We start from the raw sequence: 23,463 nt of genomic DNA on the forward strand, positions 1-23,463 counted from the left end.
CGGCCGTGTGCGGGGCGGTGGGAACCTCAGACCAGGGCGCTCTTACGGGCCATCCGGCCCGAGAGCTGGATCCGGTCCACGGCGCCGGTCCGCGGATCGCGGACGAAGCGTCCGCCGGGGAGCCGGCGTCCGGAGGAGGGGTCCACCAGATCGCAGGTCAGGTCCTCGTGGCAGACCAGCGGCGCGGGGAGGTCGCCGTCCACGGACAGGGCGAGAACGCCGCCGTCGCTGATGGTCACCTGGTACTCGATGTCGCCGTTGAGGTAGATCCCGGTGCACTGCGAGGTGGCGGCCATGGGGGTGGCCCGGTGCCGTGGGGTGGGTGTGGGGGGCACCCGGACGCCGGTGATCTCGCCGAGGACATCGGTCAGTTCGTTCCACAGCTCGGTGCCGGTGCCCGCGTTGGCGGTGAAGCCGACCACCGCTCCCGTGGCGGGCTCGGCCCGCAGGAAGCAGGAGGTGCCCTGGGCGTTGCCGTCGTGCCCGAACCACAGCGTGTCGCCGTGCCGGAAGAGCCCCCAGCCCAGACCCCAGCCGTCGGCCAGCACACCGGGGTCGGCGCCGGGCACCGGGCGGCGCATCTCCTCCGCGAGCTCGCGGGGCAGCAATCCCGGGGCGCCGTCGCCGAGATGGGCCCGGCCCAGCGCCACCAGATCGAGGGCACTGGCCCTCAGGGCGCCGGCCGCGGCCTCGGCGGGGGCGAGGTTCTGCCGCACCGGCCGCGTTCTGCCCGTGGCCTTGTTGGCCGAGTGGCCGCGCGCCGTGGGCCGGTGCGGGGCGCCGGCCGTGCCGATGAAGGACGGCACGGTGCCCAGCGGATCGAGCAGAACGGACCGCATGGCCTCCTGCCAGCTCATCCCGGTGACCGTCTCGATCAGCCGGCCCGCGGCCACATAGCCCGCGTTGGAGTAGGAGAAATCCGTCCCCGGGGGCATCACCAGGGTGCGGTCGGTGCAGTGGTCCAGCAGATAGCGCGCGGCGCTCAGCGAGGCCACCTGGTCGGAGTCGGGCCCGGACGGAAGCCCCGCGGTGTGGCTGAGCACCTGGCGCACCGTGCACGGCGGACCGGCCCGCCGCAGCTCCGGCACATGGTCGCCGAGCCGGTCGTCCAGCTCCACATCGCCGTCCGCCACCAGGAGCGTCACCACGGTCGCGGTGTACGCCTTGGTGATGGAGCCGATGGGCACGGCGGCGTCGGCCGTGCACGGCTCGCCGGTGTCCGCGTCCAGGACGCCGGTCTCCACGGCGAGGGTCATTCCGCCGCTGTGCACGGCGAGTTGGGCCCCGGGCACCTGATGGGCACGGGCCAGGGCGGTCAGCCGGTCCTCGAGGACGCGGCGTATCTTGGACCGCTCCTCGACGGACGGGGCCGGGGTCGGACGTAACACGTAGCACTCCTTGCCGGGGGACGGGACGGGCGACGGGGACCGGGTCATGGCAGCCGGCTCGTGGCCGTGACGTCCCGCGGCACGATCCTGAAGCCTTGCCAGTGGGTGGGCATGGGGTCCTGGTCCTCGTCCCTGGGCACATGGTGGAAGTCGACACTGACCCAGGCGACCGGGTCGGTGAGCTTCTCGTCGCCGGTGTACTTGTCGACCGAGGTGGCGCAGTCCGGGGCGGTGTTGCCGTAGGCCAGCCGCTCGCACTCCCGGTACTGCGTGAAGTACATGTCGTGGTGGGTGAACTCCTCGGTCTCGTGCGGGCCCCGGTACTGATCGCTCTGGTGGTTGTCGATCTCCCAGGACTTGGCGTGGCCGTCGGAGTTCTCGGTGGCGGGGTTCACCACCCGCCAGAAGCGGGTGGGCGCGAGGTCCGCCGCGGTCTCACGGGAGAACACCGTGCGCTTGGTGGTGCGCGCGGCCGTGCCGCTGCCCAGGTAGTCGTACTGCTCCACGGTGTTCTTCGACTGTCCGTCGACGTCGAAGTCCAGCCGCCAGAAGATGTTGTGCGAGTGGTTCTCGCTGAACCGGGTGGAGCCCACCCCGGTCGGCCAGCCGCTGCTCGCGTCGGAGAACTGGAACGGTGAGAGGCTTCCGGTGGCGCCCGACCGGGGGGTGATGGAGCCGTCGTCCGAGAAGCGCCACTCGGTGATGTAGTCGTACCAGCCGATCTCGGAGACCGAGAAGACGACCAGGTCGGTGCCGTGCAGTACGCCCTTCTCCACCGCGCTCTTGTAGGCGAACGGCCGCGGCTGCTCCTCGACGCACAGCACCGGGGTGTCCGAGAAGTCGCGCAGCCGCCCGTCGGGGCAGTCCTTGGCGCTGAGCCGGGTGAGCGTGCCCTGCTCCAGATCGCCGAAGCCGATCGCCGAGACATCGTAGAAGCGCGGCTGACCGCTGTCGTAGGGCACATGCACCTCGGCCAGCGAGGCGCTCTTGAGCACCCGGGTGGGGGTGGAGCGGTTCGGGGTGTAGATCACATCGCTCAACACCGCACCGGTGTTGCGGTCGATGTCCCAGCACATCTGCCACCGGGCACCGTTCTCGAGGGTCGTGTCGATGCGATCCGCGGCGGGACAGGACGGGTCCGCCGCGGCCCTCGCGGGCGCGGCGGAGGCCGGGCCCGGCACCCACAGGGCCAGCAATCCCGCCACGGCGATCAGCACACGGGCACGCCGAAGCAGATGGGCACGCCGAAACACACGGGCACGCCGAAACACACGGGCACGCCTGGACACACGGGCACGCCGAAACAGACTGGACACGGACAAGGCTCCCCTCACAGGCCGATGACGGCGGCGCGCCTGGCCGACAGATCGATGACGATCCGGCTGGTGTCGATCCACTTGCCACCCGGAATGCGCACGAACAGCTGCACACACCGGTGCTCACCGCACCGGGACACCTTCCGGGCGCCGTCCACCCCTTTGGCCCGTGAGCCGAGGAACGACATGCTCTGGAGCCGCAGTTGGGCGGGCGAGGCCAGCCGCTTCCCGGTCTGCGACGCGTAGGACTCGCGCATCCCCGGGCCGAGCCGGCGGTCGGCGAGGACGACCTTCACCGCCTCGCGGGCCTCGGCCAGGGTGGGAGGCGGCTGGACGCCGTGCCGGCGGGTGGAGTCGAGGACCTTCTTGGAGCGCAGATCGACCACCCTGGTGATGAGGGTGTCCGAGGCGTAGTCGTAGAGCTGGACCTCGGCCCGGCTGTCGGTGTCGGAGGACGCCGACTTGGCCCGGGGCGGACGGCGGGTGTCCAGCGGCTCGGCACCGGAGCCGCCCGCCGCGTTCCGCTCCCCGTCACTCTTCTCTGTCGCCTGTCGACGGTCCTTCGCGGCCCCGGGCCCGGTGGCGGCGTCGACGGCGATACGGGTCGCCTCGCGCGATTCCTCGGATGTCAGCCGTCCGGAGTGTGAGGCGACGACGGCCGCGGGCTCCTGGGCATCGGACGCGGGCGATCCGGCGGTGCGGAGGGCGGCGATCCCGCCGCCCGCCAGCACCGCCGTCAGACCCAGCGCCGCGGATACGCGCCATCTCCGGTGACGGCGCCCCCTGGTATCGGCCGCACCCTTGTCCGTCGCGTTGTCTGTCATCACCCAGCCGTTTCCGTTGTCGGTCAAGTGAGCCCGGTGGGGCTCGCGGTGACAGCACTCGGCCGGATACCGGATTGTCGCTGGTGCGTTCCCCGTCGTGCAGACGGGATTCAAGCCGCTGACAACGGCTCGCGCGGACTCCCCCCGGACTCTTCGCTGTCCACTGTGAGCTCACGCTTTCACCACTCCGGGCGGCGTAACAGTCGCATTTGTCATCAAGGGGCTGTGAGAAACGCATGTCCCATGGGCGGCCGAGCGGCCGCAAAGCGATGACGTGGAAGGCTCGTGGGAAGGCTCTCTGCCATCATGCTCACATGAGCCATTCGATCACCATTCGATGTGACATCTGTGGCGCCACTCATTCCTCCTCAGCGGCCGACAGCGTCGGTGCGCTCCGCGAAGTCATCGTCCAAATGAGCTGGTCAAGGGCGCGATGGGATGGCCGGGTGATCGATATGTGCGGTGGGTGCGGCGCCCGGGAAATGGCGCCGAGCGCGCCCGGACGGCGCTGCGGTTCCTGTGAGGGAGGCGAACTCTTCGATGTCCTCGGACACGACAGAATCGGACATCGTTTGGCCAATGCATTACTCAGGGCCGGTATAGATAATCTCGAACTGCTCTCCGGTTTCTCCGCGCGTCAGCTTCGTGATCTGGACGGTATCGGCGCCGTGAGCGCACGTCACGCACTCAATCGTCTGCACTCCGCGCCGAACGAAAGGCGAGCGTGAACGAATATTCCCGCTGTTATTCCTCGGCGCCTCCCGAAAGCGGATCGTGCCGCGTACCGTACCCGCCGGCCGACCCCCGGGCGCGGAGCTCAGCTCTGCGCGGTGGGACGGACCACGATCTCGCCGACGTCGACACCGGCCGGCTGCTCGATGGCGAACACGATGGCGCGGGCGATGGCGTCCGGGGGCATCGCGATCTTGTCCATGCCGTCCTGGATCGCGCTCCTCGCGTCCGGGTCGGTGATGGAATCCGCGAGTCCCGTCCGGGTGTACCCCGGCGAGACGGTGGTCACCCGCAGCGATTCGCCCGCCTCCTGGCGCAGCCCTTCGGAGATGGCGCGTACGGCGTTCTTGGTGCCGGCGTAGACCGACATGGTCGGGACGATGCGCAGCCCGGCGGTGGAGAGGGTGTGCACGAAATGCCCGGAGCCCTGCTCACGGAAGACGGGCAGGGCCTCCGCGATGCCGTACAGCACGCCCTTGATGTTGACGTCGACCATCGCCTCCCAGTCCTCGACGCGCAGATCGTCGAGGGCTGAGATCGGGCTGATACCGGCGTTGCTGACCAGGACGTCCAGCTTTCCGTACCGCTCGCGTGCCGTCGCGACCAGACGGGACAGATCCGCGCGCCGCTTCACATCCGTGACGACGGCGACGGCCTCGCCGCCCGCCCCGGTGATCCGGGCCGCCAGTGCCTCGATGCGGTCCGACCGCCGTGCCGCGAGGACGACCTTGGCGCCGCGCTCGGCCAGCAGCAGCGCGGTCGCCTCGCCGATGCCGCTGCTCGCGCCCGTAATGGCGACGACCTTGCCTTCGATACCCGATGTCATGGGGGTTCCTTCCAGGGGAAACGTTGCGGGAGGGCAGGGGAAAGGAGGGGGCGGCGATGGCCTACAGTGAGAAGTGGAGGCGCCGCCACTTCGCCCCACACTAAGTGGGTGCGCCTCCGCTTAGCAACCCGGGGAATGAGGAGAGCCGCCGATGGCCAGGGATCCAGGGCGCCCGCTGCGGGCCGACGCACAGCGCAACCGGGAGAAGATCCTCTCCGCCGCGGTACGGGTGTTCGCCGAGGAGGGGCTGGACGCCCACCTCGAGCGCATCGCCAAGGAGGCGGGCGTGGGCACCGGCACCCTCTACCGGAACTTCCCCACCCGTGAGCTGCTGATCGAGGCCGCCTACCGCAATGAGCTGGCCCGGCTCTGCGACGCCGCCCCCGAACTGCTGGCGGCCCTGCCACCGCGCGAGGCCCTGCGGGTGTGGCTGGCCCGCTTCATGGACTACGCCAACGCCAAGCTGGGCATGGCGGACGCGCTGCGGGGCGTGGTCGCGTCGGGTGTCAATCCGTACGCGCAGAGCCACGAGATGATCCAGGACGCGCTCTCGCGGCTGATGGACGCCGCCGTCGCGGCCGGTGTGATCCGGTCGGACATCGGCGCCACCGACATGTTCGCCGCCCTCACCGGCATCGCCCTCGCCTCGGGGAAGCCCGAGCAGCGGGAGCAGGCCGACCGCCTCCTCGACCTCACCCTGGACGGGCTGAGCGCTGGATCCGACGCTCAGTAAAGATTTCTGAGTTTTCAGTTCAGACTCTTGTGCCAGCCGCTCAGCGCTCTTAGCGTGTGCGGCCATGGAGAACGAACACACCACGGACCGGGCCGCGGGAACCGGCGACGAGTCCGTGGGCGACCGGCTGCGCGCGCTGCGCAAGGCGCGCCGGCTGACGCTGCGGACCGTCGCCGAGGCCGCCGGGATCAGTGAGGGCTATCTCAGCCAGATAGAGCGCGGGCAGGCCAATCCCAGCATCGCCACCCTCCAGCAGGTCGCCGCCGCGCTCGGCCTGAAGGTGGCCGATCTGTTCGGCGACGACTTCACCAGCGGCCCGAGCGTGCTGCGCGCCGAGGAGGCGCCCCGGCTCGCCCTCGGGGTGCTCGGCGGGCGCAAGTTCCGGCTGACCCCGGGGCCGCAGCACCATCTCGAAGTGTTCCTGGGGGAGTTCGACGCCCATGGCTCCACGGGAGAGACCCTCTACAGCCACGGCGACTCGGAGGAGTTCCTGTACGTCCTCGAGGGCACGGTCGGACTCCAGCTCGGCGAGCGCTCCTTCACCCTCGGGGCCGGTGACAGCATCCGCTACTCCTCCGCCGTACCCCACCGGCTGAGCGAGACGGCCGGGGCGGCCGCCCGGGTGCTGTGGGTGATCAGCCCACCCAGCTACTGACCCCCACCGCCCGGCCTCACCTGCCTCCCTCCTCTATCCGCGACGAAACCGGGGCCATCCCAGGCCGCCCGACCAGCGGCCGTTCGACCACGATTGGCTGAGTGCCGCAGTGCTGAACGGAAATGTGTCCTTCTGGTACCGCCAGACCGGCTTCCCCGAACGGCGTCCGCCGCTCGACGGCGACCTCGCCACCGATGTGTGCGTCGTGGGCGGGGGTTTCACCGGGCTGTGGACCGCGTACTACCTCAAACAGGCCGCCCCCGATCTCGACATCACCGTCGTGGAGCGGGAGTTCGCCGGATTCGGCGCCTCGGGGCGGAACGCCGGCTGGCTCAGCTGCAAGATCGCCGGGTCGGCCGGGACCTATGCGAGGAAGCGCGGGCGCGAGGCCGTGATCAACCTCCAGCGGGAGATGATCCACACCGTGGACGAGGTGATCTCGGTGGCCCGTACCGAGGGCATCGAGGCCGACATCGTCAAGAGCGGCTATCTCACCATCGCCCATGGCGCGGCCCAACTGCCCCGGCTGCGCGCCGCGTACGACCAGCTGAGCCACTGGGGCGGACAGGACCTGGAGTGGCTGAGCGCACCCCGGCTCGCCGAGCGGCTGCGCCTGGACGGGGCGCTGGCCGGCTACCACAATCCGCACTGCGCCCGGGTCCACCCGGCCAAGCTGGTGCGCGGCCTGGCCGCCGCGGTGGAGGCGCGGGGTGTGCGGATCCTGGAGTCCACCCCGGTCACCGCCATCGCCCCCGGCCGGGTCAGCACTCCGTTCGGCACCATCCGCGCGGGCCGGATCGTCCGCGCCACCGAGGGCTTCACCAGTGGTATCGAGGGCGAGCGGCGCACCTGGCTGCCGATGAACTCCTCGATGATCGTCACCGAGCCGCTCCCCGGCGAGCTGTGGAAGCGGCTCGGCTGGGAGGGGCAGGAACTCCTCAGCGACGCCACCCACGCGTACACCTACGGACAGCGCACCGCGGACGGCCGTATCGCCATCGGCGGCCGCGGAGTGCCCTACAAGTTCGGCTCCCGCACCGACCGGGCGGGGCAGACCAGCGCGGAGACCGTACGCGCCCTGCGGCGGATCCTCACCGGCCTCTTCCCGGACACCGCCGAGGCCGCCATCGACCACACCTGGTCCGGGGTGCTGGCCGTGCCCCGCGACTGGTGCGCCTCGATCGGCTACGACCCCGCCACCGGCGTCGGCTTCGCCGGTGGATACGTCGGCCATGGCGTGGCCGCCACCAACCTCGCCGGGCGCACCCTGCGCGATCTGCTGCTCGGCCACTCCACCGAGCTGACCGCGCTGCCCTGGGTCGGCCACCGCACCCGGCGCTGGGAGCCCGAACCGTTCCGGTGGATGGGGGTGCACGGCATGTACGCCGCGTACCGCGCCGCCGACCGCTCGGAGTCCTCCGGCCGCACCACCACATCGCCCATCGCCCGTCTCGCCGACCGCATATCTGGACGCTGACCATGAGCAAGCCCACCGCCACCGCCGCGGCCACGGACCGTGCCCCGGCCACCGACCGCGAGCGGACCGCCCGCAAGGCCGGTCTCGCCTCGTTCATCGGCACCACCGTCGAGTGGTACGACTTCTACATCTACTCCACCGCCTCCGCGCTCGTCCTCGGCAAGATCTTCTTCGGTGGCGGCGGTGACACCACCGGCGCGCTGCAGGCCTTCGGCAGCCTGTGGCTCGGCTTCCTCGCCCGGCCGATCGGCGGCATCGTCTTCGGCCACCTCGGCGACCGGATCGGCCGGAAGAAGACCCTGGTCACCACGTTGCTGATGATGGGCATCGCCACCACCCTGATCGGGCTGCTCCCCGGCTATGACGAGGTCGGCGTCGCCGCGCCGATCGCGCTGGTGCTGCTGCGCTTGGTGCAGGGCATCGCGGTCGGCGGCGAGTGGGGTGGCGCCGTCCTCATCGCCAGTGAACACGCGCCCAAGGACAAGGCGCTGTCCTTCGGCGCCTTCGCCCAGCAGGGGTCACCGGCCGGATCGATCCTGGCCACCGGGATGTTCGCGCTGCTCACCCAGCTCCCGGACGACGACTTCGACGCCTGGGGCTGGCGCGTGCCGTTCCTCTTCTCCGCCGTGATGGTGGTCATCGGCCTGGTGGTGCGCCTCAAGGTCGAGGAGTCCCCGGAGTTCGCCCGGCTGCGCGACGAGAAGCGGGTCGCGAAGGTGCCCCTGCGGGAGCTGGTCACCGGCCACGCCGGATCCCTCGTGCTCGGCGTGCTCGCCAGCTCCATCGGCATCGCCGCCACCTACTTCATCACCACCTTCGTCCTGTCCTGGTCCACCGACAGCCTCGGCATGGAGCGCTCCACCATGCTGAACGTGCTGCTCGTCTACAGCGTCCTGCAGTTCGTCACCCAGCCCTTCGGGGTGGTGCTGGCCGCCCGCTTCGGCCCGCGCCGCACCGTGGCGGCCCTGCTGGGCCTCAACTTCGCTCTGGTGCCGGTGATGTACGCCTGTGTCTCGACGACCCAGCCGGTCGTCGTGGGGCTCGGCATCTCGCTGCTGGGCATCACCGGCGCGATGAACTACGCGATCCTGGCCGGACTGCTCGCCGCGGCCTTCCCGATCTCGGTGCGCTACACCGGTATCTCCCTCTCCTACCAGCTGTGTTCGGCGCTCATCGGCGGTACGGCACCCCTGGTCGGCGAGTGGCTGCTGCACTCCACCGGCGGATCGATCGTGCCGGTCGTGATCTACCAGATGGCGCTGGTGGCCGTGTCCCTCGTCTGCTCCCTGGCGCTGCTCAACCGCTCGCGGACGGCGTAGCCGCGGCCGGGCCTTGGCCGAACGGTCAAAGCCATGGGCGGGTCTTTGGCCGATACGTGCACCTCCCCGCCCGCTCCCTTCCGCATCATCAGGGGCCGTACAGCGCGGCGGCGCGGACAAGGGAGGCAATGTGAACGGTGTGCGAACACAGCCGCACGGCCGGCGGGCCCAGGGGCGGGCCACCGGCCCGGTCGGCAGACTGACCCGCCGCCGGGAGGTGGCGGAGCTGGTCGCCGAGGCCGGTGGCGGTCCGCTCCGCCGCACCCTGGGCCTGACCCAGCTCACCCTGCTCAGCGTCGGCGCCACGCTCGGCACCGGGATCTTCGTGGTGCTCGGCGAGGCGGTGCCCCAGGCGGGCCCGGCGGTGGTGCTCTCCTTCGTCCTCGCGGGGGTCACCGCGCTGTTCTCCGCCCTGTCCTACGCCGAGCTCGCGGGCATGATCCCGGGCGCCGGGTCCTCGTACAGCTATACCTACGCCACCTTGGGCGAGCTGGTGGCCTGGGTGTGCGGCTGGTGTCTGATCCTGGAGTACGGCGTCTCCGTGGCCGCGGTCGCGGTCGGCTGGGGCCAGTACGTCAACGAACTGCTCCTGCTGACCGTCGGCCGGACCCTGCCCGACGCGCTCGCCGCCCCGCCCGGCGACGGCGGGGTGCTGAACGTCCCCGCCGCCGCCATCGTCGTCCTCGCCATGGTGGTGCTGCTGCGCGGCGCCCGGGAGAGCGCCGTGGTCAACACCGTGATGGTGGCGGTGAAACTGGCCGCGCTCGTCATCTTCTGCGCGGTGGCCTTCACCGCCTTCCACGCCGGGAACTTCCGGCCGCTCTTCCCCCTCGGCACGGCCGGGATGACCGCGGGCGCCTCCTCGCTCTTCTTCTCCTACATCGGCTTCGACGCCGCCTCCACGGCGGGGGAGGAGGCCAAGCACCCACAGCGCGATCTGCCGCGCGCCATCGTCCTCTCGCTCGGCCTGGTCACCGCCCTGTACTGCGCGGTGGCGCTGGCGGCGGTCGGCGCGATGCCCTGGCGGCGGTTCGAGGGCACCGAGGCCACGCTCAGCCAGGTCCTCGTCAGCTCCGTCGGCGGTGGCGAGCTGTGGCCGATCCTGCTGTCCATCGGCGCGGTCGTCGCCACCACCAGCGTGGTCCTCACCGTGCAGTACGGACAGATCCGCATCCTGTTCTCGATGGCCCGCGACGGGCTCGTCCCCGGCCTCTTCTCCAGGGTCCACCGGCGCACGGGGGTGCCGCGCGCGGGCACCGTCATCGTCTCCGCCTTCGTCGCCCTCCTCGCCGCGCTCATCCCGCTCGGCGACCTCGCCGACGCCACCAGCATCGGCACCCTCTTCGCCTTCGCCCTGGTCAACCTGGCCGTGCTGATCCTGCGCCGGCGCAAGCCGGACGCGCCACGCAGCTTCCGGGTGCCGCTCGCGCCCGTGACACCCCTGCTGGGAGTGGCCTGCTGCGGGTATGTGATGTACGGGCTCGGGGCCGACACCTGGATCGCCTTCGGCGCCTGGATGGCCGTCGGACTCGCGATCTACGGGCTCTACGGCATCCGGCACTCCACCCTCGACCGCCCCGCCCCCGAACCGGAGACCACCCCATGACCCCGCTCGACCCCACCGCCGACGTGCTCGCGCTCACCCGCGCGCTGGTCGACACCCCGTCGGAAAGCGGCCATGAGGCCCGGCTCGCCGACGCCGTCGAAAGCGCACTGCGCGCCCTGCCGTGGCTGACCGTCGAGCGGATCGGCCACTCCGTCGTGGCCCGCACCCAACTGGGCCGCGAACGGAGGGTGGTCATCGCCGGGCACCTGGACACCGTCCCGGCCGCGGACAACCTCCCCTCCCGGCTGGACGGGGGACTGCTCCATGGCCTCGGGGCCTGCGACATGAAGGGGGGTGTCGCGGTCGCCCTCCGGCTCGCGGCCGCACTCCCCACGCCCGCGCACGACATCACCTACGTGTTCTACGAATGCGAGGAAGTGGCGGGCGACCGCAATGGCCTGGCCAGGATCGCCGCGGAACGCCCCGAGCTGGTCCAGGCCGATCTGGCGATCCTCATGGAGCCCTCGGACGCCGGTGTCGAGGCGGGCTGCCAGGGCGTGTTGATGGCGGACATCGCCGTACGTGGCGAGCGGGCGCACACCGCCCGCGCCTGGAAGGGGGTCAACGCCGCCCACCGCGCCGCCGCCGTCCTGCGCCGCCTGGACGACCACACCGCCGAGCGGATCACCATCGACGGGCTGGAGTACCGCGAGGGGCTGAGCGCCGTGGCCGTGCGCGCGGGCGTGGCCGGGAATGTGGTGCCCGACCTGTGCGTGATCACGGTCAACCTGCGTTTTGCGCCCAGCCGTTCACCGCGGGAGGCCGAGGCGTATGTACGCGGCCTCTTCCCCGAGTACGAGGTCGAGATCACCGAGAACACCCCGGGCGCCCTTCCCGGCCTGGACCAGGAAGCGGCCGCCTCGCTCGTGGCGTACCTCGGCGTGGCGCCCCGCCCCAAACTGGGCTGGACCGATGTCGCCCGCTTCGCCGCGCTCGGCACACCGGCGCTCAACTACGGCCCCGGCGACCCGTCCCTGGCCCACACTGCGGGCGAGTACGTGCCGGTGGAGCAGCTGCGGGAGTGCGAGGCGCGGCTCATGGGCTGGCTCGGGCCTTCCAGCCCCTCCAGGGGGCACCTTCCAGCGGTAGCTGGGGGAGATTGAGGAGCGGGGTCTGGGGCTTCAGCCCCAGTTGTGAGAAGGGGCGGGGAGGGGGAAGCACCGATATGCGGCTCCGCCGCGTGGCCCGCCGCAGGCGCCAAGCGTCGCCGGACAACCCGCTAGGCGCCCGCGCCCCGCAGCCCCGCGAGCGTGCGCAGCTGGAGCCAGAGCACCAGCCGCTCGTCCGGGTCGTCCAGGTCGATGCCCAGCTGCGCCCGCGCCTGCCGCAGCCGGTAGCGGCAGGTGTTGGGGTGGACGGCCAGCAGCCGCGCCGCCCGCGCCATATCGCATCCGGCGTCCAGCCAGCACACCAGCGTCCGGGCGTAGTCCGTACCGTGCCCGGCGTCGTACGCCACGATGTCCCGCCATGCCCCGGCCGCCAACTCTCGCCGCTCACCCAGGAGTTCGGTGAGCCGGAGCAGTACGGCCCGGGGCCGGACGTCCGCCATGGCGGCCACCGTCTCCTCCGGGCCCAGTACCCGCAGCACCAGATCGGCGTCCTCCCGTGAGCCGCGGACCTCCGCCACCTCCGGCACCACATCGCCAAGACCGGCCCGCACCGGCACCCTCAGGGCCTGCCCCGCGCGGCGCACGATGTCCTCGGCCAGCCGCCGCTGCCGCTCCCCGGCCCGCCCGTACGTCCCCGGCAGCAGCGCGTACACCACCCCGTCGACCAGCACACAGGCATGCCGCCCGTACCGGGCCTCGCACTGCAGCCGTACGAGATCCAGGAGCCGCAGCGCGGCCTGCTCCCCGTCCGGCGCGCCCGCCGCGCCCTCCAGCGCGAAGGCGGCCACCCGCACCGGTGTGCCGGGGGCCAGCCCCAGGCGCTCGGCGGCGGTGGCGGGCTCGGCGGTGCCGTCCAGGAGACGGCGCAGCAGATCGCCGGTCAGATGGCGGGACAGCTCCTGTGCCGCCCGCGCCCGCAGCAGGAGCAGGGCGGCCGTGGAGGCTCCCTGGGCCAGCGCCTCCTCGGCGTCCGGTGCGAGGGTCCCGTCGTCGACGACCCACAGCGAGCCGAGGGTCTCACCGCCCGCCCGTACGGCGACGGCCAGCCGCGGCAGTTCCTCGGCGCTGAGGGCGGGCAGGCGCACCGGCCCATGGGATGCGAACAGCACCCGGTACTGCTCGGTGTTCTCCGGGCTGTCCGGCACCTGACGGCCCAGGATGCCCTGGCGCCGGGGCTCGTCCACGGGCTGGCCGGGGATGGTGGAGTGGGCGAGGATGCGCTGGCGCGGATCCTCGATCACGGTGGCGCCGCCCACGGCCGTGGCCACGGCGCCCGCGAGCGAGAACAGATCGCCGAGCGCGGCGCCGCCCGCGGGGGAGGGCCGGGCCCCGACCGCACCGGCCAGCAGCAGATGGACATGGTGCCAGGCGGCGTCCTCGTCCACGGTGAGCAGGGCCAGCCCCCGCCCCCGCGCTCGGGCGACGGCGTCCGCGAACCCCTGCCCGTGCCCGTGCCCGGATGCGAGCTCCTGCCCGGACGCGGGCCCCTGCTCGGACGCGAGCCCGTTCTCACCGCGTACGACGAGGCCCGCCATCCGCGCGGCCGCCGCCTCGTCCACCAGCGCCCCGGCCGCCTCCGCCCGCACCCCGACCGCCAGCAGCAGGGCGCCGGGCGCCCGGTCCGGGAACGGGGCGTGGGCGTCGTACAGCAGCACCTCGGTGACGGGTGTGGTGAGCCCGGACGGGGCGGTGAGCAGCCGCAGCGCGGGCTCGCCCAGAGTGTCCAGCAGCTCCCCGAGGGTGCGGGTGTCCATGGGCGGTACCGGGCCTTCCAGGGGGCTGACACGCGAGGCGGTTGGCTGATCGCAACAGGACCCTAGGTCGCGCTTGTGCATCCGGACAAGCCGAGCGTGGGCTCGCCCCGGGAGACTCTGGCCCATGACATCAGTGACGATGGACGCCGAGGTGCTGGCCACCGCCGCCGCCCGCGCCGCCGGGGTCGCCGTCCGCACCGTCCACGACGTGGCCGGTGTCCAGGCGGTGGCCGACTTCTTCGCCGAGGTGTGGCGGCTGCCGCGCAGCAACCCGCCCTATCCGGCCGAGGTGCTGCACAGCATCGTCCACGCGGGCGGCGCCGTGCACGCCGCGTACCCCACCGGGCCCGACGGGCAGGAGGGCGAGCGGCTCTCCGGTGCCGCGGTCGCGGTCTTCGGCCCGCCGGCCGACCGCGAGGTGTACTCGCTCGTGGCCGCCGCGACCGCCTCCGACCGGGGCGTCGGCCACGCCGTCAAACAGGCCCAGCGCGGCTGGGCGCTGGAGCGCGGGGCCCACACCATGCGCTGGACCTTCGACCCGCTGGTCGCCCGTAACGCCCGCTTCAACCTGGTCAAACTGGGTGCCCTCGGCGCCGAGTACCTGGTCGACCTCTACGGCCCCATGAACGACGGGGTGAACGACGGCGACGAGAGCGACCGGCTCACCGCCCGCTGGGACCTCCTCGCGCGACCCGCGCCCGCGCCCGCACCCGCCGATGACACCGACGACCGGGCAGCCGCCCCGGTCGTCCGCCACGCCCCCGACGGAGGCCCGCTCGCCGCCCGCCACGCGGACCGGCTGTGGTGCAGGGTGCCCGGGGACATCGTCGCGCTGCGCACCGCCGACCCGGCCCTGGCACTGCGCTGGCGGCACGCCGTGCGCGAGGTCTTCACCGAGGCGTACGCCGAGGGCTTCCGGGCCACCGCGATGTCCCGCGACGGCTGGTACCGGCTCACCCGGAACCCCGCCCCGGCCACCCCTGGAGAGGATCCGCGGCCATGAGGCTCGAACGCGTCGAACTGCTCCATGTCGCCCTTCCGCTGATCACCCCCTTCCGTACCTCCTTCGGGACGATGACCAGCAAGGACACCTTTCTGCTGCATATCGTCACCGACCGGGCCGAGGGCTGGTCGGAGTTCGCCGCCGATCCGGAGCCGCTGTACTGCGCGGAGTTCATCGCCGGCGCCGAGATCGTGATCCGCGACTTCCTGCTGCCCCGGGTGGCCGCCCTCCCCGCGCCCACGACGGCGGCCCTCGCCCCCGCGATGGCCGCCATCAAGGGCCATGAGCTGGCCAAGGCCGCCCTGGAGACCGCGCTGCTCGACGCCGAACTGCGCGCCCACGGCATGCCGCTGGCCACCTTCCTCGGCTCGGTCCACGAGCGGGTGCCCGCCGGGGTGTCCGTGGGCATCAAGGACTCCCTCCCCGAGCTGATCGACGACGTCGAGCGGTATCTCGCCGAGGGCTATGTGCGCATCAAGCTGAAGATCGAGCCGGGCTGGGACGTGGCGCCGGTGCGCGCCGTACGGGAACGGTTCGGCGAGGCGCTGCCGTTGCAGGTGGACGCCAACACCGCGTACACCCTCGCCGACGCCGAACACCTCAGGAGACTCGACGAGTTCGGGCTGCTGCTCATCGAGGAGCCGCTGGAGGAGAACAACCTCCACGCCCACGCCCGGCTCCAGCGGCGGCTGACCACTCCGGTCTGCCTGGACGAGTCCATCCACAGCGCGCGTGACGCCGCGTCCGCGATCGCGATGGACGCCTGCCGGGTCATCAACATCAAACCGGCCCGCGTCGGCGGCTATCCGGAGGCCCGCCGCATCCATGACCTCGCCGCCGCCCACGGCGTCCCGGTGTGGTGCGGGGGCATGCTGGAGACCGGTATCGGCCGCGCCCCCAACCTGGCCCTCGCCGCCCTGCCCGGCTGCACCCTGCCCGGCGACACCTCGGCCTCCGGCCGGTACTTCGCCGAGGACATCACCGAGCCGTTCGTCCTCCAGGACGGCCACCTCCCGGTGCCCACCGCGCCCGGCATCGGCATCGACCCGCTCCCGGACGCCCTCGCCCGCTTCACCACGGCACGGCGGCAGCTCTACCCGCGCTGACCCGCCCCCGCCACCGGCCGGTCAGGTCCGGTCGGTGAGCACCACCGTGCAGCCGCGCAGCTCATAGCTGTCGATCCCGTCCTTGAAGCCGACCCTGGGCGGGGCCGCCATACGGATGCCGGGCAGGGCGAACAGCCGGCTGAGGAAGACATCCGTCTCCAGGAGCGCGATGGTGGCCCCGGGGCATTTGTGCGCACCGTCCCCGAACGACAGCCCCGGCGCCCCCGCGCCCGCTGCCATCGGGCGGCCCGGACACAGCCGCTCCGGTCGCTCGCCCACCGTACGGGCGTCGAGATTGGCGCGGTGCAGCAGGATGTCGACCAGCTCCCCGGCCGGGACCGTCACTTCCGCGTCCGGGTCCGCGTCCTGGCCGTCGCCGGGCAGCCGGAGCGGTGCGGTGGTACGGCGGCGGAGCCGGCCGATGACCGGTTCGAGCCGGAGGATCTCCTGGAGGACCGCGATCCGGCCGGGCTCGTCGGCGGCCCGGTAGCGTGCCAGCAGGGCGGGGTCGCCGAACAGATGCCACGCGGCCACGTTGACGAACTCCCGGGTGGTGACCATGCCCGCGGCCGCGAACGTGAGGCATTCCCCCAGGATCTCGCCGGACGAACACCCCTCGTCCAGCAGATGGGAGATCAGGTCGTCGCGCCGCCGTCGCCGCCGGGCCCGTACGGCCGGGCGGACGTCACCCCAGTAGACCCGCAGCCAGTTGGAGTTCTGCCGCACCAGCCAGCGGATCCCGTGGAGGCTGGTCAGCCCGGGGGTCCCGAACTTCTCGGGGAAGAAGCGCTCCAGCCGCTCCCGGATCCCGGGCCGGCTCTCCGTCAGGCCGATCACGGCGCTGGCCACCTCGATGGCCAGGTGGAAACTCAAGTCGGCGAGGTGGCCCCGGCCGGTCTTCCGGACGGTGTCGAGCTGTGTCTCCGCCACCTCGACCATGACCTCGCGGTAGTGCTCGTCGACCCGGCGCGGGGTGAAGAACCGGGCGGTCTGCCGCCGGTCCTCGCGGTGTTCCGGACCGTCCCGGTAGAGCACCGGACGCCGGAACCGGGACGGCAGCTTCTCCACCGTCTCGACGCCGAGTCCGGCCTGCACGGTGGCCGTGGCGCGCAGCACGGCGCGGGCCTCCTCGTAGCCGGACACCTGCCAGACCCCGTCGGGCCCCCGCCGCACCGGGCAGCCGTCTCCGCCCGTTCCCCGGCCGACCCTGCGCTCCCCGTAGTGGTCCTCGTCCATGGGCGGCACCTCCCGGCCCAGACTAGGAGTAGCGCGGCCACCTTACGAGGCCCTGACCGTGCTTTCCCGGGTCTACGCTCGCATTCATGGACAGCGAGAACCCTCTGGGGCGCTTTCTGCGCGCCCGCCGTGAACGGGTGCGGCCCGAGGACGTGGACATCCTGCCCGCGGGCCGGCGCCGGGTGGCGGGGTTGCGCCGGGAGGAGGTCGCGCTGCTGGCCGGGGTCAGCACCGACTACTACGTACGGCTGGAGCAGGGCCGGGAGCGGCATCCCTCGGCGCAGGTGGTCGAGGCGCTGGCGCGGGCGCTGGTGCTGGAGGAGGACGCGGTCGCCCATCTGCACCGGCTGTCCCGTCCGGCCCCCGGCCGGCGCCGCCCGGCCGCGCGGCGGGAGCGGGTGAGCCCGACCCTGCTGCGGATGATGGAGGGCTGGCCGCGGACCCCGGCCGTGGTCCTGGGCCGCTGTCTGACCGTACTGGCCCACAACACCCTGGGCAGGGCCCTCTTCGACGGGCACACCCACAGCCGGGATCTGATGCGGCTGGTCTTCCTCGACCCGGACGCGCGGGAGTTCTACCCCGACTGGGAGCGGGTGGCGGTCAACACCGTCGCCGGGCTTCGCGCGGCGGCCGGAATCGACGCCGAGGACCCCGAACTGATCGCCGTCGTCGGCGAGCTGTCGCTGAAGAGCGAGACGTTCCGGCGGCTGTGGGCCCGCCATGACATCCGCCAGAAGACCCATGAGACCAAGCGCTTCCGGCACCGCCTGGTCGGTGAGCTGACGCTGGACTACGAGGCACTGACCGTGAACAGCGCCCCCGGTCAGCAGCTCATCGTCTACCAGGCCGAGCCGGGCAGCCCGTCCGAGCAGGCGCTGGCCCTGCTGGGCAGCCTCACCGCCGAGGTGGTGGAGGCGCCCCACGACCCCATGAGCACCACGACGAAGGACATATCCGCATGACCGTCAATGACTCGCCCGTCTGGTTCATCACCGGCTGTTCCACCGGACTGGGCCGGGCCCTGGCCGGCGCCGTCCTCGGCCACGGCCACCGCGCGGTGGTCACCGCCCGCGACCCCCGGCAGGTGGCCGACGTCGTCGCCGGTCACGGGGACCGCGCGCTGGCCCTGGCGCTCGACGTCACCGACAAGGACCGGGTGGCGGAGGCGGTGAAGGAGGCGGAAACCGCCTTCGGCCGCATCGACGTACTCGTGAACAACGCGGGCTACGGCTATCTCGCCGCGCTCGAGGAGGGCGAGGACGAGGAGGTCAGGGCCCTGTTCGACACCAATGTCTTCGGTCTGGTGGACGTCACCCGCGCGGTGCTGCCGGGCATGCGCGCCCGCCGCGCCGGCCACATCGTGAACATCTCCTCCCTCGGCGGCCTGGCCGCCTTCGGCGCCACCGGCTACTACCACGCCACCAAGTTCGCCGTGGAGGGCCTGTCCGAATCGCTCGCCGCCGAGGTGGCCCCGCTGGGCATCAAGGTGACGATCGTCGAACCGGCCGCCTTCCGCACCAACTGGTCCGGCCCCTCCATGCGCCAGTCCGCCACCACCATCGACGACTACGCCGGGACCGCGGGCGCACGGCGCGCCGGCACCCTCGCCACCTACGGCCACCAGCCCGGCGACCCGGTCCGCGCGAGCGAGGCCATCATCGGCGCGGTGGAGGCGGCGGAACCCCCGCTGCGGCTGCTGCTGGGCAAGGCCGCCTACGACATCGCCCAGGCCCGGCTGGACTCCCTCAGGGCCACGTTCGACACCTGGCGCGAGGTGACCCTCGGAGCGGACTACCCCGTGGCCACGTCCTAGGGTGTCCGGCGGTACGCGTACGCCTGCGGCGGCCTGTTCCCCTCCCCGCCCCTTCCCACAACTGGGGCTGCGCCCCAGACCCCGGATCGGGGCTGCGCCCCAGGCCCCGGATCGGGGCTGCGCCCCAGGCCCCGGATGGGGGCTGCGCCCCAGGCCCCGGATGGGGGCTGCGCCTCTGGCCCTGGATGGGGGCTGTGTCCCTGGTCCCGGATCGGGGCTGCGCCTCTGGCCCTGGATGGGGGCTGTGTCCCTGGTCCCGGATGGGGGCTGCGCCTCTGGCCCTGGATGGGGGCTGTGTCCCTGGTCCCGGATCGGGGGTGCGTTCCTTCCTGCGGCATCGGTATGCGGCTCCGCCGCGTCTCGGGGCTCCGCCCCTTAACTCCGGGGTCCAGGGGCGGAGCCCCTGGTATCGGGAAGGGGCGGGGAGGGGAACAGGGAACAGCCCGCGCTCCTCAGCCCCGCCGGGCCCTCAGCGTCCCCGCGCCCGGCGGCCCCAGCGGCGCAGCAGCCCCCGCCGGGCCCGGGGCGGTCGCGATCCGGCGGACCGGCGGCCCGCCGCGCCCGCCGCGCCCGCCAGGGTGTGGCCCGGCGTCCACTGACCGTCGGGGGACAGGATCGGTGCCTTGCGCTCCGCCTGCGCCCGGATCTCCTGGTGGGAGTCGTACGCGGTCACCCGGAACGCCTCGTCGTGGGAGGCCAGAGCCGCCCGCAGGGCCGCCCCGGTGGCACCACGGCGCCGGGCGAGGGACGCCACCCAGCCGAGGAAGCCCATGAGCGCGGCGAGCACACCGGTGACGATCAGATACGGCAGTAAATCACTCATGGGCCGAGGCTACGTGAGGCCCTACGTCGTCCAGGAGGCCAAGTTCCAGACGGCTCAGCCGCGCGGGGTCGGCGATCACCTCGTACGCGGCGATCCTCCCGTCCTCGACGGTGACGGTCAGGGCGAGGAGCAGCCGGCCGTGCGGGGCCACGACCACCCCTACGGACCCATTCACCAGCGCGGGCTCCGCGAACCGCGCCCTCGGCGCGAAACCGGCGGTCTCCTTCGCCACCGCCCGCGCACCGCGGGCCACCGTGGGCATCCCCTCGGGCAGGGCGGCGCGGTCGGCACGCCGGACGACATCCGGGTCCAGCACCGCGAGCAGCGCCTCCATGTCCCCGCCGCGGGCGGCGGCGAGGAAGGCGTCGACGGTGCGCCGCTGCCGGTCCAGCTCGGCGCGGGGCACCGCCGCGATGCCCCGCACCTTCTGGCGGGCGCGGCTGGCCAGCTTCTTCGCGGCGACCGGTGAGCGCTCCACGATGGGCGCGATCCGGTCGAACGGCACCGCGAACACATCGTGCAGCACAAAGGCGATCCGCTCGGCCGGGCCCAGCGTGTCCAGCACCACGAGCAGCGCCCTGCCGACCGAGTCGGCCAGCACCGCCTCGTCCTCCGGACCGCCGCCGTCCCCGGTCTCCCGGGCCATCTCGGGCAGCTCCTGGCCGACCGGCTCCTCCCGGCGCGCGGTGCGGGAGCGCAGCATGTCCAGGCAGATGCGGGAGATCACCGTCCGCAGCCAGCCGGACAGGTTCCCGACCGCCTCGGCGTCCGCGCGGCTGAGCCGCAGCCATGTCTCCTGCACGGCGTCGTCCGCCTCGCTGAGCGAGCCGAGCATCCGGTAGGCGACCGCCCGCAGCCGGCCGCGGTGGGTCTCGAACCGCTCCGCCAGCCCGTCCTGCGGGTGCCGGCGCTGTCCGTTCCCTGGTTTCCGCCCGTCCATCGGTCACCTTTCCCCGCCGCGCTCCGTCACTTCCCCAGACGTAACCACGACGTATCCCATGCGGCAGAGGTGACGAGGAGAGACACCATGACCACCACCTGTTCGACCGTCCTGGACCAGCCGCTGCTGCGCCCCGCGGAGCTGGGGGACCTCCAGCTGCCCAACCGGGTGGTGATGGCGCCCATGACCCGGGCACGGGCCACGGGCGAGGGGCTGGTCCCGAACGGTATGCACACGGACTACTACGGTCAGCGGGCCGGGGCCGGGCTGATCATCACCGAGGGGACCTGGGTGAGCGAGCGGGCCATCGGCTTCCCGAACGTCCCCGGCGTCTACAGCGAGGAGCAGATCAGCGGGTGGCGCCGGGTCACCGACGCCGTCCACGCCCTCGGCGGCCGGATCGTGCTGCAGCTGTGGCACACGGGCGCCGCCTCGCACCCCGACCACCTCGGGGGCGCCCTTCCGGCCGGCCCGTCGGCGGTCGACCCCCGGGAGCGGACCTACACCCCCGGCGGGCCCAAGGCCACGGTCACCCCACGGGAGATGACGATCAGCGAGATCCGGAACACGGTCGCGGAGTACCGCACGGCCGCGGTGAACGCCCGCCGCGCCGGTTTCGACGGTGTCGAGGTGCACGCCCTGGGCCCGTTCCTGATCCCGCAGTTCCTCAATCCACGGCTGAACCGCCGCCGCGACGCCTACGGCGGCGACCGGGCAGGACGGCGGCGACTGCTGATGGAGATCGTCGACGCGGCGGCCACGGCCTGGGACGGCCGCCGGGTGGGCGTGCGCCTGTCGCCGTACTGGACCGCCGAGCGGTTCACCGCCGACGAGCGGACGCTCGCCGACTACGACGCGCTGGTGGCGGAGCTGTGCGACCACCCCCTGGCCTATCTGCATCTGCGGGGACCGGCCCCCGCCGCGCCCGGCGCCGCCCCGGACCACGACGCCTTCGCCCGCTACCGCCGCCTCTTCGACGGCCCGCTGATCGCCAACCACGGCTTCGGCCGGGAGACCGGCAACGCGGTGATCGGGGCCGGGCTCGCGGACGCCGTCTCCTACGCCACCCACTTCGTGGCCAACCCCGACCTCGTGGCCCGGTTCGCCCTGGACCGCGAGCTGGCGGCGGGCGACCCGGGTACGTACTACACCGGCGGGGCGGGCGGCTATGTCGACTATCCGGCGAGCCGCTGGAACGACGGCGTCAGGCGTTGAGGGGCGCCCGCAACGGCGTCAGGCGTTGAGGGGTGCCCGCAACGGCGTCATGCGTTGAGGGCGCCCGCGCCGAGCAGCCCGAACAGCGCCACGCCGATCACGATCCGGTAGATCACGAAGGCGTTGAACGAATGCTTGGCGACGAACTTCAGCAGCCAGGCGATGGACGCGTAGGCCACCGCGAAGGACACCAACGTGCCCACCGCGAGCGGCATCGTGCCCACGCCACCGCCCATGGCGTCCTTGAGCTCGTAGAGCCCCGCGCCGGTCAGCGAGGGAATGCCCAGGAAGAACGAGAGCCGGGTGGCGGCCACCCGGTCCAGGTCGAGCATGAGGCCGGTGGCCATCGTGGCGCCCGAGCGGGAGAAGCCGGGGAAGAGCAGCGCGAGGATCTGCGAGGAGCCGACCAGCATCGCGTCCTTGACGCTGGTGTCGTCCTCCCCGCGCTTGTGGCGGCCCATCCGGTCGGCCAGCCACATCAGCCCGCTGCCCACGATCAGCGAGGCCGCCACCACCCACAGGGAGGCGAGCGGGCCCTCGATCAGCGGCTTGGCCGCCAGGCCCACGACCACGATCGGGATCGTGGCGTAGATGACCCACCACGCGAACTTGTAGTCGTGGTGGTACCGCTCCTCGCGGTTGACCAGCCCCCGAGCCCACGCGGTGGCGAAGCGGCGGATGTCACGGAAGAAGTACAGCAGGACGGCGGCGATGGCGCCGACCTGGATCACCGCGGTGAAGGCCACGACGGACTTGTCGTCCACCGGGATGTCCATCAGCCCCTCAGTGATCTTGAGATGGCCGGTGGACGAGACCGGGAGGAATTCCGTGACCCCCTCCACGACGCCGAGAACGACGGCCTGTCCGATGTTGATCGCGCTCACGTGGTCCGTCCCGCCGGTGTCTTCCCGTGATCAGTTGTCCACGGGACGGTAGACGATGAATCGGGACGATGGCCAATCAGCGAACGGCCCGCCGAGATCGGGCATCGCCGCGGCCCGTGCCCGTACGGAGCAGGGGCACGGACCGCCGCGGGAGGGTCAGGCGGCCGGGCCGGAGCCGCTGAGCAGGCTCCGTACGCCGTTGGCCGAGAGGGTGACGGCCTCCGGGGCGCCCGCGTCGATGGTCAGCGAGAGCTCCTCGGAGGGCCATCCCTGGGCCAGCGCGCCCAGCGGCACCAGGTGGTACCGCTCGATCTGGGGCAGGGCCTGGTGCATCCGGGCCGGAGTGGTGAAGACCGGTACCAGCTGCGCTCCGTCCTCCTGCTGGAACACGGGCAGGGTCACGGCCTGCGGGTCCGCCTCCTCTCCGGTCTCGGCGGAGGGGAGGAGGACCTCACTGTTGGCAAGGGTGTTCAGCGCCGACTCGTCCGCCCGGTCGGCCGCCAGCTCGCCTAGGGCCTGCTGGGTGGCGGAGACGTTTTCATCGGAAGGGCTGGTCATGATTCCGTCCATGGATCGGGTTTTTGGGTCTTCGTGGGTTTCTGGGTCCCAGAGCGGCTCGAGTGAACAGCCGCGGCTGGCTCGAATACCCCGCCTCAGGGAACTCACACGTCCCGTTCCGCCTCGATTCCCGCGCAGATCGTGGA

22 protein-coding genes are annotated in these 23,463 nt (G+C 72.4%); 12 read left to right on the plus strand and 10 right to left on the minus strand.

Annotated elements, in window-relative coordinates; translation table 11 throughout:
* Positions 1-26: 26 nt before the first annotated feature.
* The 3 genes from J2Z30_RS25230 to J2Z30_RS25240 all read right to left on the minus strand — a co-directional run bounded on the left by J2Z30_RS25230 (position 27) and on the right by J2Z30_RS25240 (position 3,528).
* On the minus strand, positions 27-1,388 hold the full coding sequence (locus J2Z30_RS25230; protein WP_044582433.1) for a serine hydrolase domain-containing protein: 1,362 nt from the start codon (positions 1,386-1,388) through the stop codon (positions 27-29).
* 44 nt (positions 1,389-1,432) lie between these two features.
* Complete coding sequence (locus tag J2Z30_RS25235; protein WP_308280052.1) at positions 1,433-2,605, minus strand: copper amine oxidase; 1,173 nt, start codon at positions 2,603-2,605, stop codon at positions 1,433-1,435.
* 113 nt (positions 2,606-2,718) lie between these two features.
* A complete protein-coding gene (locus J2Z30_RS25240; protein WP_052701821.1) occupies positions 2,719-3,528 on the minus strand; it encodes a hypothetical protein in 810 nt (269 codons plus the stop codon).
* A gap of 314 nt (positions 3,529-3,842) precedes the next feature.
* On the opposite strand from J2Z30_RS25240, the gene J2Z30_RS25245 reads away from it, so the two are divergent.
* Positions 3,843-4,256 (plus strand): helix-hairpin-helix domain-containing protein, encoded by a 414-nt coding sequence (locus J2Z30_RS25245; protein WP_209468831.1) that lies wholly within the window; start codon positions 3,843-3,845, stop codon positions 4,254-4,256.
* A gap of 89 nt (positions 4,257-4,345) precedes the next feature.
* Here J2Z30_RS25245 and J2Z30_RS25250 read toward each other — a convergent pair whose 3' ends face one another.
* Positions 4,346-5,086 (minus strand): SDR family oxidoreductase, encoded by a 741-nt coding sequence (locus J2Z30_RS25250; RefSeq protein ID WP_044580024.1) that lies wholly within the window; start codon positions 5,084-5,086, stop codon positions 4,346-4,348.
* Between the two features lie 151 nt (positions 5,087-5,237).
* On the opposite strand from J2Z30_RS25250, the gene J2Z30_RS25255 reads away from it, so the two are divergent.
* From J2Z30_RS25255 to dapE, 6 genes are all read left to right on the plus strand, one after another.
* Positions 5,238-5,819, plus strand: coding sequence for a TetR/AcrR family transcriptional regulator (locus J2Z30_RS25255; RefSeq protein ID WP_044580025.1), 582 nt, complete (start codon positions 5,238-5,240; stop codon positions 5,817-5,819).
* Between the two features lie 64 nt (positions 5,820-5,883).
* Positions 5,884-6,474: a helix-turn-helix domain-containing protein gene (locus J2Z30_RS25260; RefSeq protein WP_044580026.1), complete on the plus strand. Its 591-nt coding sequence runs from the start codon at positions 5,884-5,886 to the stop codon at positions 6,472-6,474.
* 109 nt (positions 6,475-6,583) lie between these two features.
* On the plus strand, positions 6,584-7,951 hold the full coding sequence (locus J2Z30_RS25265) for an NAD(P)/FAD-dependent oxidoreductase (protein WP_308280053.1): 1,368 nt from the start codon (positions 6,584-6,586) through the stop codon (positions 7,949-7,951).
* A gap of 2 nt (positions 7,952-7,953) precedes the next feature.
* Entirely contained in the window at positions 7,954-9,270 is a 1,317-nt protein-coding gene (locus J2Z30_RS25270; RefSeq protein WP_044580028.1) for an MFS transporter, read from the plus strand.
* 130 nt (positions 9,271-9,400) lie between these two features.
* Positions 9,401-10,876, plus strand: coding sequence for an amino acid permease (locus J2Z30_RS25275; protein WP_078957146.1), 1,476 nt, complete (start codon positions 9,401-9,403; stop codon positions 10,874-10,876).
* Positions 10,873-11,979: a succinyl-diaminopimelate desuccinylase gene (dapE, locus tag J2Z30_RS25280; protein ID WP_044580029.1), complete on the plus strand. Its 1,107-nt coding sequence runs from the start codon at positions 10,873-10,875 to the stop codon at positions 11,977-11,979. The genes J2Z30_RS25275 and dapE overlap by 4 nt, the downstream gene beginning before the upstream one ends.
* A 116-nt stretch (positions 11,980-12,095) precedes the next feature.
* On the opposite strand, the gene J2Z30_RS25285 is transcribed toward dapE, so the two are convergent.
* Complete coding sequence (locus tag J2Z30_RS25285; protein ID WP_044580030.1) at positions 12,096-13,739, minus strand: PucR family transcriptional regulator; 1,644 nt, start codon at positions 13,737-13,739, stop codon at positions 12,096-12,098.
* 124 nt (positions 13,740-13,863) lie between these two features.
* Here J2Z30_RS25285 and J2Z30_RS25290 point away from each other — a divergent pair, with 124 nt between their 5' ends.
* Together J2Z30_RS25290 and menC are read left to right on the plus strand one after the other, a co-directional pair.
* On the plus strand, positions 13,864-14,742 hold the full coding sequence (locus J2Z30_RS25290; protein ID WP_044580031.1) for a chorismate synthase: 879 nt from the start codon (positions 13,864-13,866) through the stop codon (positions 14,740-14,742).
* Complete coding sequence (gene menC / locus J2Z30_RS25295; protein WP_044580032.1) at positions 14,739-15,848, plus strand: o-succinylbenzoate synthase; 1,110 nt, start codon at positions 14,739-14,741, stop codon at positions 15,846-15,848. Before J2Z30_RS25290 ends, menC begins: the two co-directional genes overlap by 4 nt.
* A gap of 21 nt (positions 15,849-15,869) precedes the next feature.
* Here menC and J2Z30_RS25300 read toward each other — a convergent pair whose 3' ends face one another.
* Entirely contained in the window at positions 15,870-17,084 is a 1,215-nt protein-coding gene (locus J2Z30_RS25300; protein ID WP_044580033.1) for a cytochrome P450, read from the minus strand.
* Between the two features lie 86 nt (positions 17,085-17,170).
* On the opposite strand from J2Z30_RS25300, the gene J2Z30_RS25305 reads away from it, so the two are divergent.
* Both J2Z30_RS25305 and J2Z30_RS25310 read left to right on the plus strand, forming a co-directional pair.
* Entirely contained in the window at positions 17,171-18,046 is an 876-nt protein-coding gene (locus tag J2Z30_RS25305) for a helix-turn-helix transcriptional regulator (protein ID WP_044580034.1), read from the plus strand.
* Positions 18,043-18,897 carry an oxidoreductase gene (locus tag J2Z30_RS25310; RefSeq protein WP_044580035.1) on the plus strand — a complete coding sequence of 285 codons (855 nt, stop codon included), beginning with the start codon at positions 18,043-18,045 and terminating at the stop codon, positions 18,895-18,897. Before J2Z30_RS25305 ends, J2Z30_RS25310 begins: the two co-directional genes overlap by 4 nt.
* Positions 18,898-19,366: 469 nt before the next feature.
* Here the strand turns inward: J2Z30_RS25310 and J2Z30_RS25315 are convergent, their stop codons facing one another.
* Both J2Z30_RS25315 and J2Z30_RS25320 read right to left on the minus strand, forming a co-directional pair.
* Entirely contained in the window at positions 19,367-19,720 is a 354-nt protein-coding gene (locus J2Z30_RS25315; protein ID WP_209468832.1) for a hypothetical protein, read from the minus strand.
* Positions 19,713-20,660, minus strand: a complete 948-nt coding sequence (locus J2Z30_RS25320; RefSeq protein ID WP_044580036.1) for a sigma-70 family RNA polymerase sigma factor — start codon at positions 20,658-20,660, stop codon at positions 19,713-19,715. Before J2Z30_RS25320 ends, J2Z30_RS25315 begins: the two co-directional genes overlap by 8 nt.
* Positions 20,661-20,747: 87 nt before the next feature.
* On the opposite strand from J2Z30_RS25320, the gene J2Z30_RS25325 reads away from it, so the two are divergent.
* Entirely contained in the window at positions 20,748-21,875 is a 1,128-nt protein-coding gene (locus J2Z30_RS25325; RefSeq protein ID WP_044580037.1) for an alkene reductase, read from the plus strand.
* A 47-nt stretch (positions 21,876-21,922) separates the two neighbouring features.
* Here the strand turns inward: J2Z30_RS25325 and J2Z30_RS25330 are convergent, their stop codons facing one another.
* Both J2Z30_RS25330 and J2Z30_RS25335 read right to left on the minus strand, forming a co-directional pair.
* Positions 21,923-22,759 (minus strand): undecaprenyl-diphosphate phosphatase, encoded by an 837-nt coding sequence (locus J2Z30_RS25330; RefSeq protein WP_044580038.1) that lies wholly within the window; start codon positions 22,757-22,759, stop codon positions 21,923-21,925.
* 156 nt (positions 22,760-22,915) lie between these two features.
* Positions 22,916-23,317, minus strand: coding sequence for an SseB family protein (locus J2Z30_RS25335; RefSeq protein WP_020874203.1), 402 nt, complete (start codon positions 23,315-23,317; stop codon positions 22,916-22,918).
* Positions 23,318-23,463 lie beyond the last annotated feature (146 nt).

The organism is Streptomyces iranensis, from assembly GCF_017874715.1.
GTDB lineage: Bacteria > Actinomycetota > Actinomycetes > Streptomycetales > Streptomycetaceae > Streptomyces > Streptomyces iranensis.

What these genes read in the sequence shown, in the direction of transcription:
- J2Z30_RS25270 (WP_044580028.1), top strand. Translation starts at nt 7,954, where the DNA reads ATGAGCAAGCCCACCGCCACCGCCGCGGCCACGGACCGTGCCCCGGCC.
- J2Z30_RS25320 (WP_044580036.1), bottom strand. Translation starts at nt 20,660, where the DNA reads ATGGACGGGCGGAAACCAGGGAACGGACAGCGCCGGCACCCGCAGGAC.
- J2Z30_RS25310 (WP_044580035.1), top strand. Translation starts at nt 18,043, where the DNA reads ATGACCGTCAATGACTCGCCCGTCTGGTTCATCACCGGCTGTTCCACC.
- J2Z30_RS25250 (WP_044580024.1), bottom strand. Translation starts at nt 5,086, where the DNA reads ATGACATCGGGTATCGAAGGCAAGGTCGTCGCCATTACGGGCGCGAGC.
- dapE (WP_044580029.1), top strand. Translation starts at nt 10,873, where the DNA reads ATGACCCCGCTCGACCCCACCGCCGACGTGCTCGCGCTCACCCGCGCG.
- J2Z30_RS25245 (WP_209468831.1), top strand. Translation starts at nt 3,843, where the DNA reads ATGAGCCATTCGATCACCATTCGATGTGACATCTGTGGCGCCACTCAT.
- J2Z30_RS25255 (WP_044580025.1), top strand. Translation starts at nt 5,238, where the DNA reads ATGGCCAGGGATCCAGGGCGCCCGCTGCGGGCCGACGCACAGCGCAAC.
- J2Z30_RS25315 (WP_209468832.1), bottom strand. Translation starts at nt 19,720, where the DNA reads ATGAGTGATTTACTGCCGTATCTGATCGTCACCGGTGTGCTCGCCGCG.
- J2Z30_RS25325 (WP_044580037.1), top strand. Translation starts at nt 20,748, where the DNA reads ATGACCACCACCTGTTCGACCGTCCTGGACCAGCCGCTGCTGCGCCCC.
- J2Z30_RS25300 (WP_044580033.1), bottom strand. Translation starts at nt 17,084, where the DNA reads ATGGACGAGGACCACTACGGGGAGCGCAGGGTCGGCCGGGGAACGGGC.
- J2Z30_RS25335 (WP_020874203.1), bottom strand. Translation starts at nt 23,317, where the DNA reads ATGACCAGCCCTTCCGATGAAAACGTCTCCGCCACCCAGCAGGCCCTA.
- J2Z30_RS25290 (WP_044580031.1), top strand. Translation starts at nt 13,864, where the DNA reads ATGACATCAGTGACGATGGACGCCGAGGTGCTGGCCACCGCCGCCGCC.
- J2Z30_RS25260 (WP_044580026.1), top strand. Translation starts at nt 5,884, where the DNA reads ATGGAGAACGAACACACCACGGACCGGGCCGCGGGAACCGGCGACGAG.
- J2Z30_RS25285 (WP_044580030.1), bottom strand. Translation starts at nt 13,739, where the DNA reads ATGGACACCCGCACCCTCGGGGAGCTGCTGGACACTCTGGGCGAGCCC.
- J2Z30_RS25240 (WP_052701821.1), bottom strand. Translation starts at nt 3,528, where the DNA reads ATGACAGACAACGCGACGGACAAGGGTGCGGCCGATACCAGGGGGCGC.
- menC (WP_044580032.1), top strand. Translation starts at nt 14,739, where the DNA reads ATGAGGCTCGAACGCGTCGAACTGCTCCATGTCGCCCTTCCGCTGATC.
- J2Z30_RS25305 (WP_044580034.1), top strand. Translation starts at nt 17,171, where the DNA reads ATGGACAGCGAGAACCCTCTGGGGCGCTTTCTGCGCGCCCGCCGTGAA.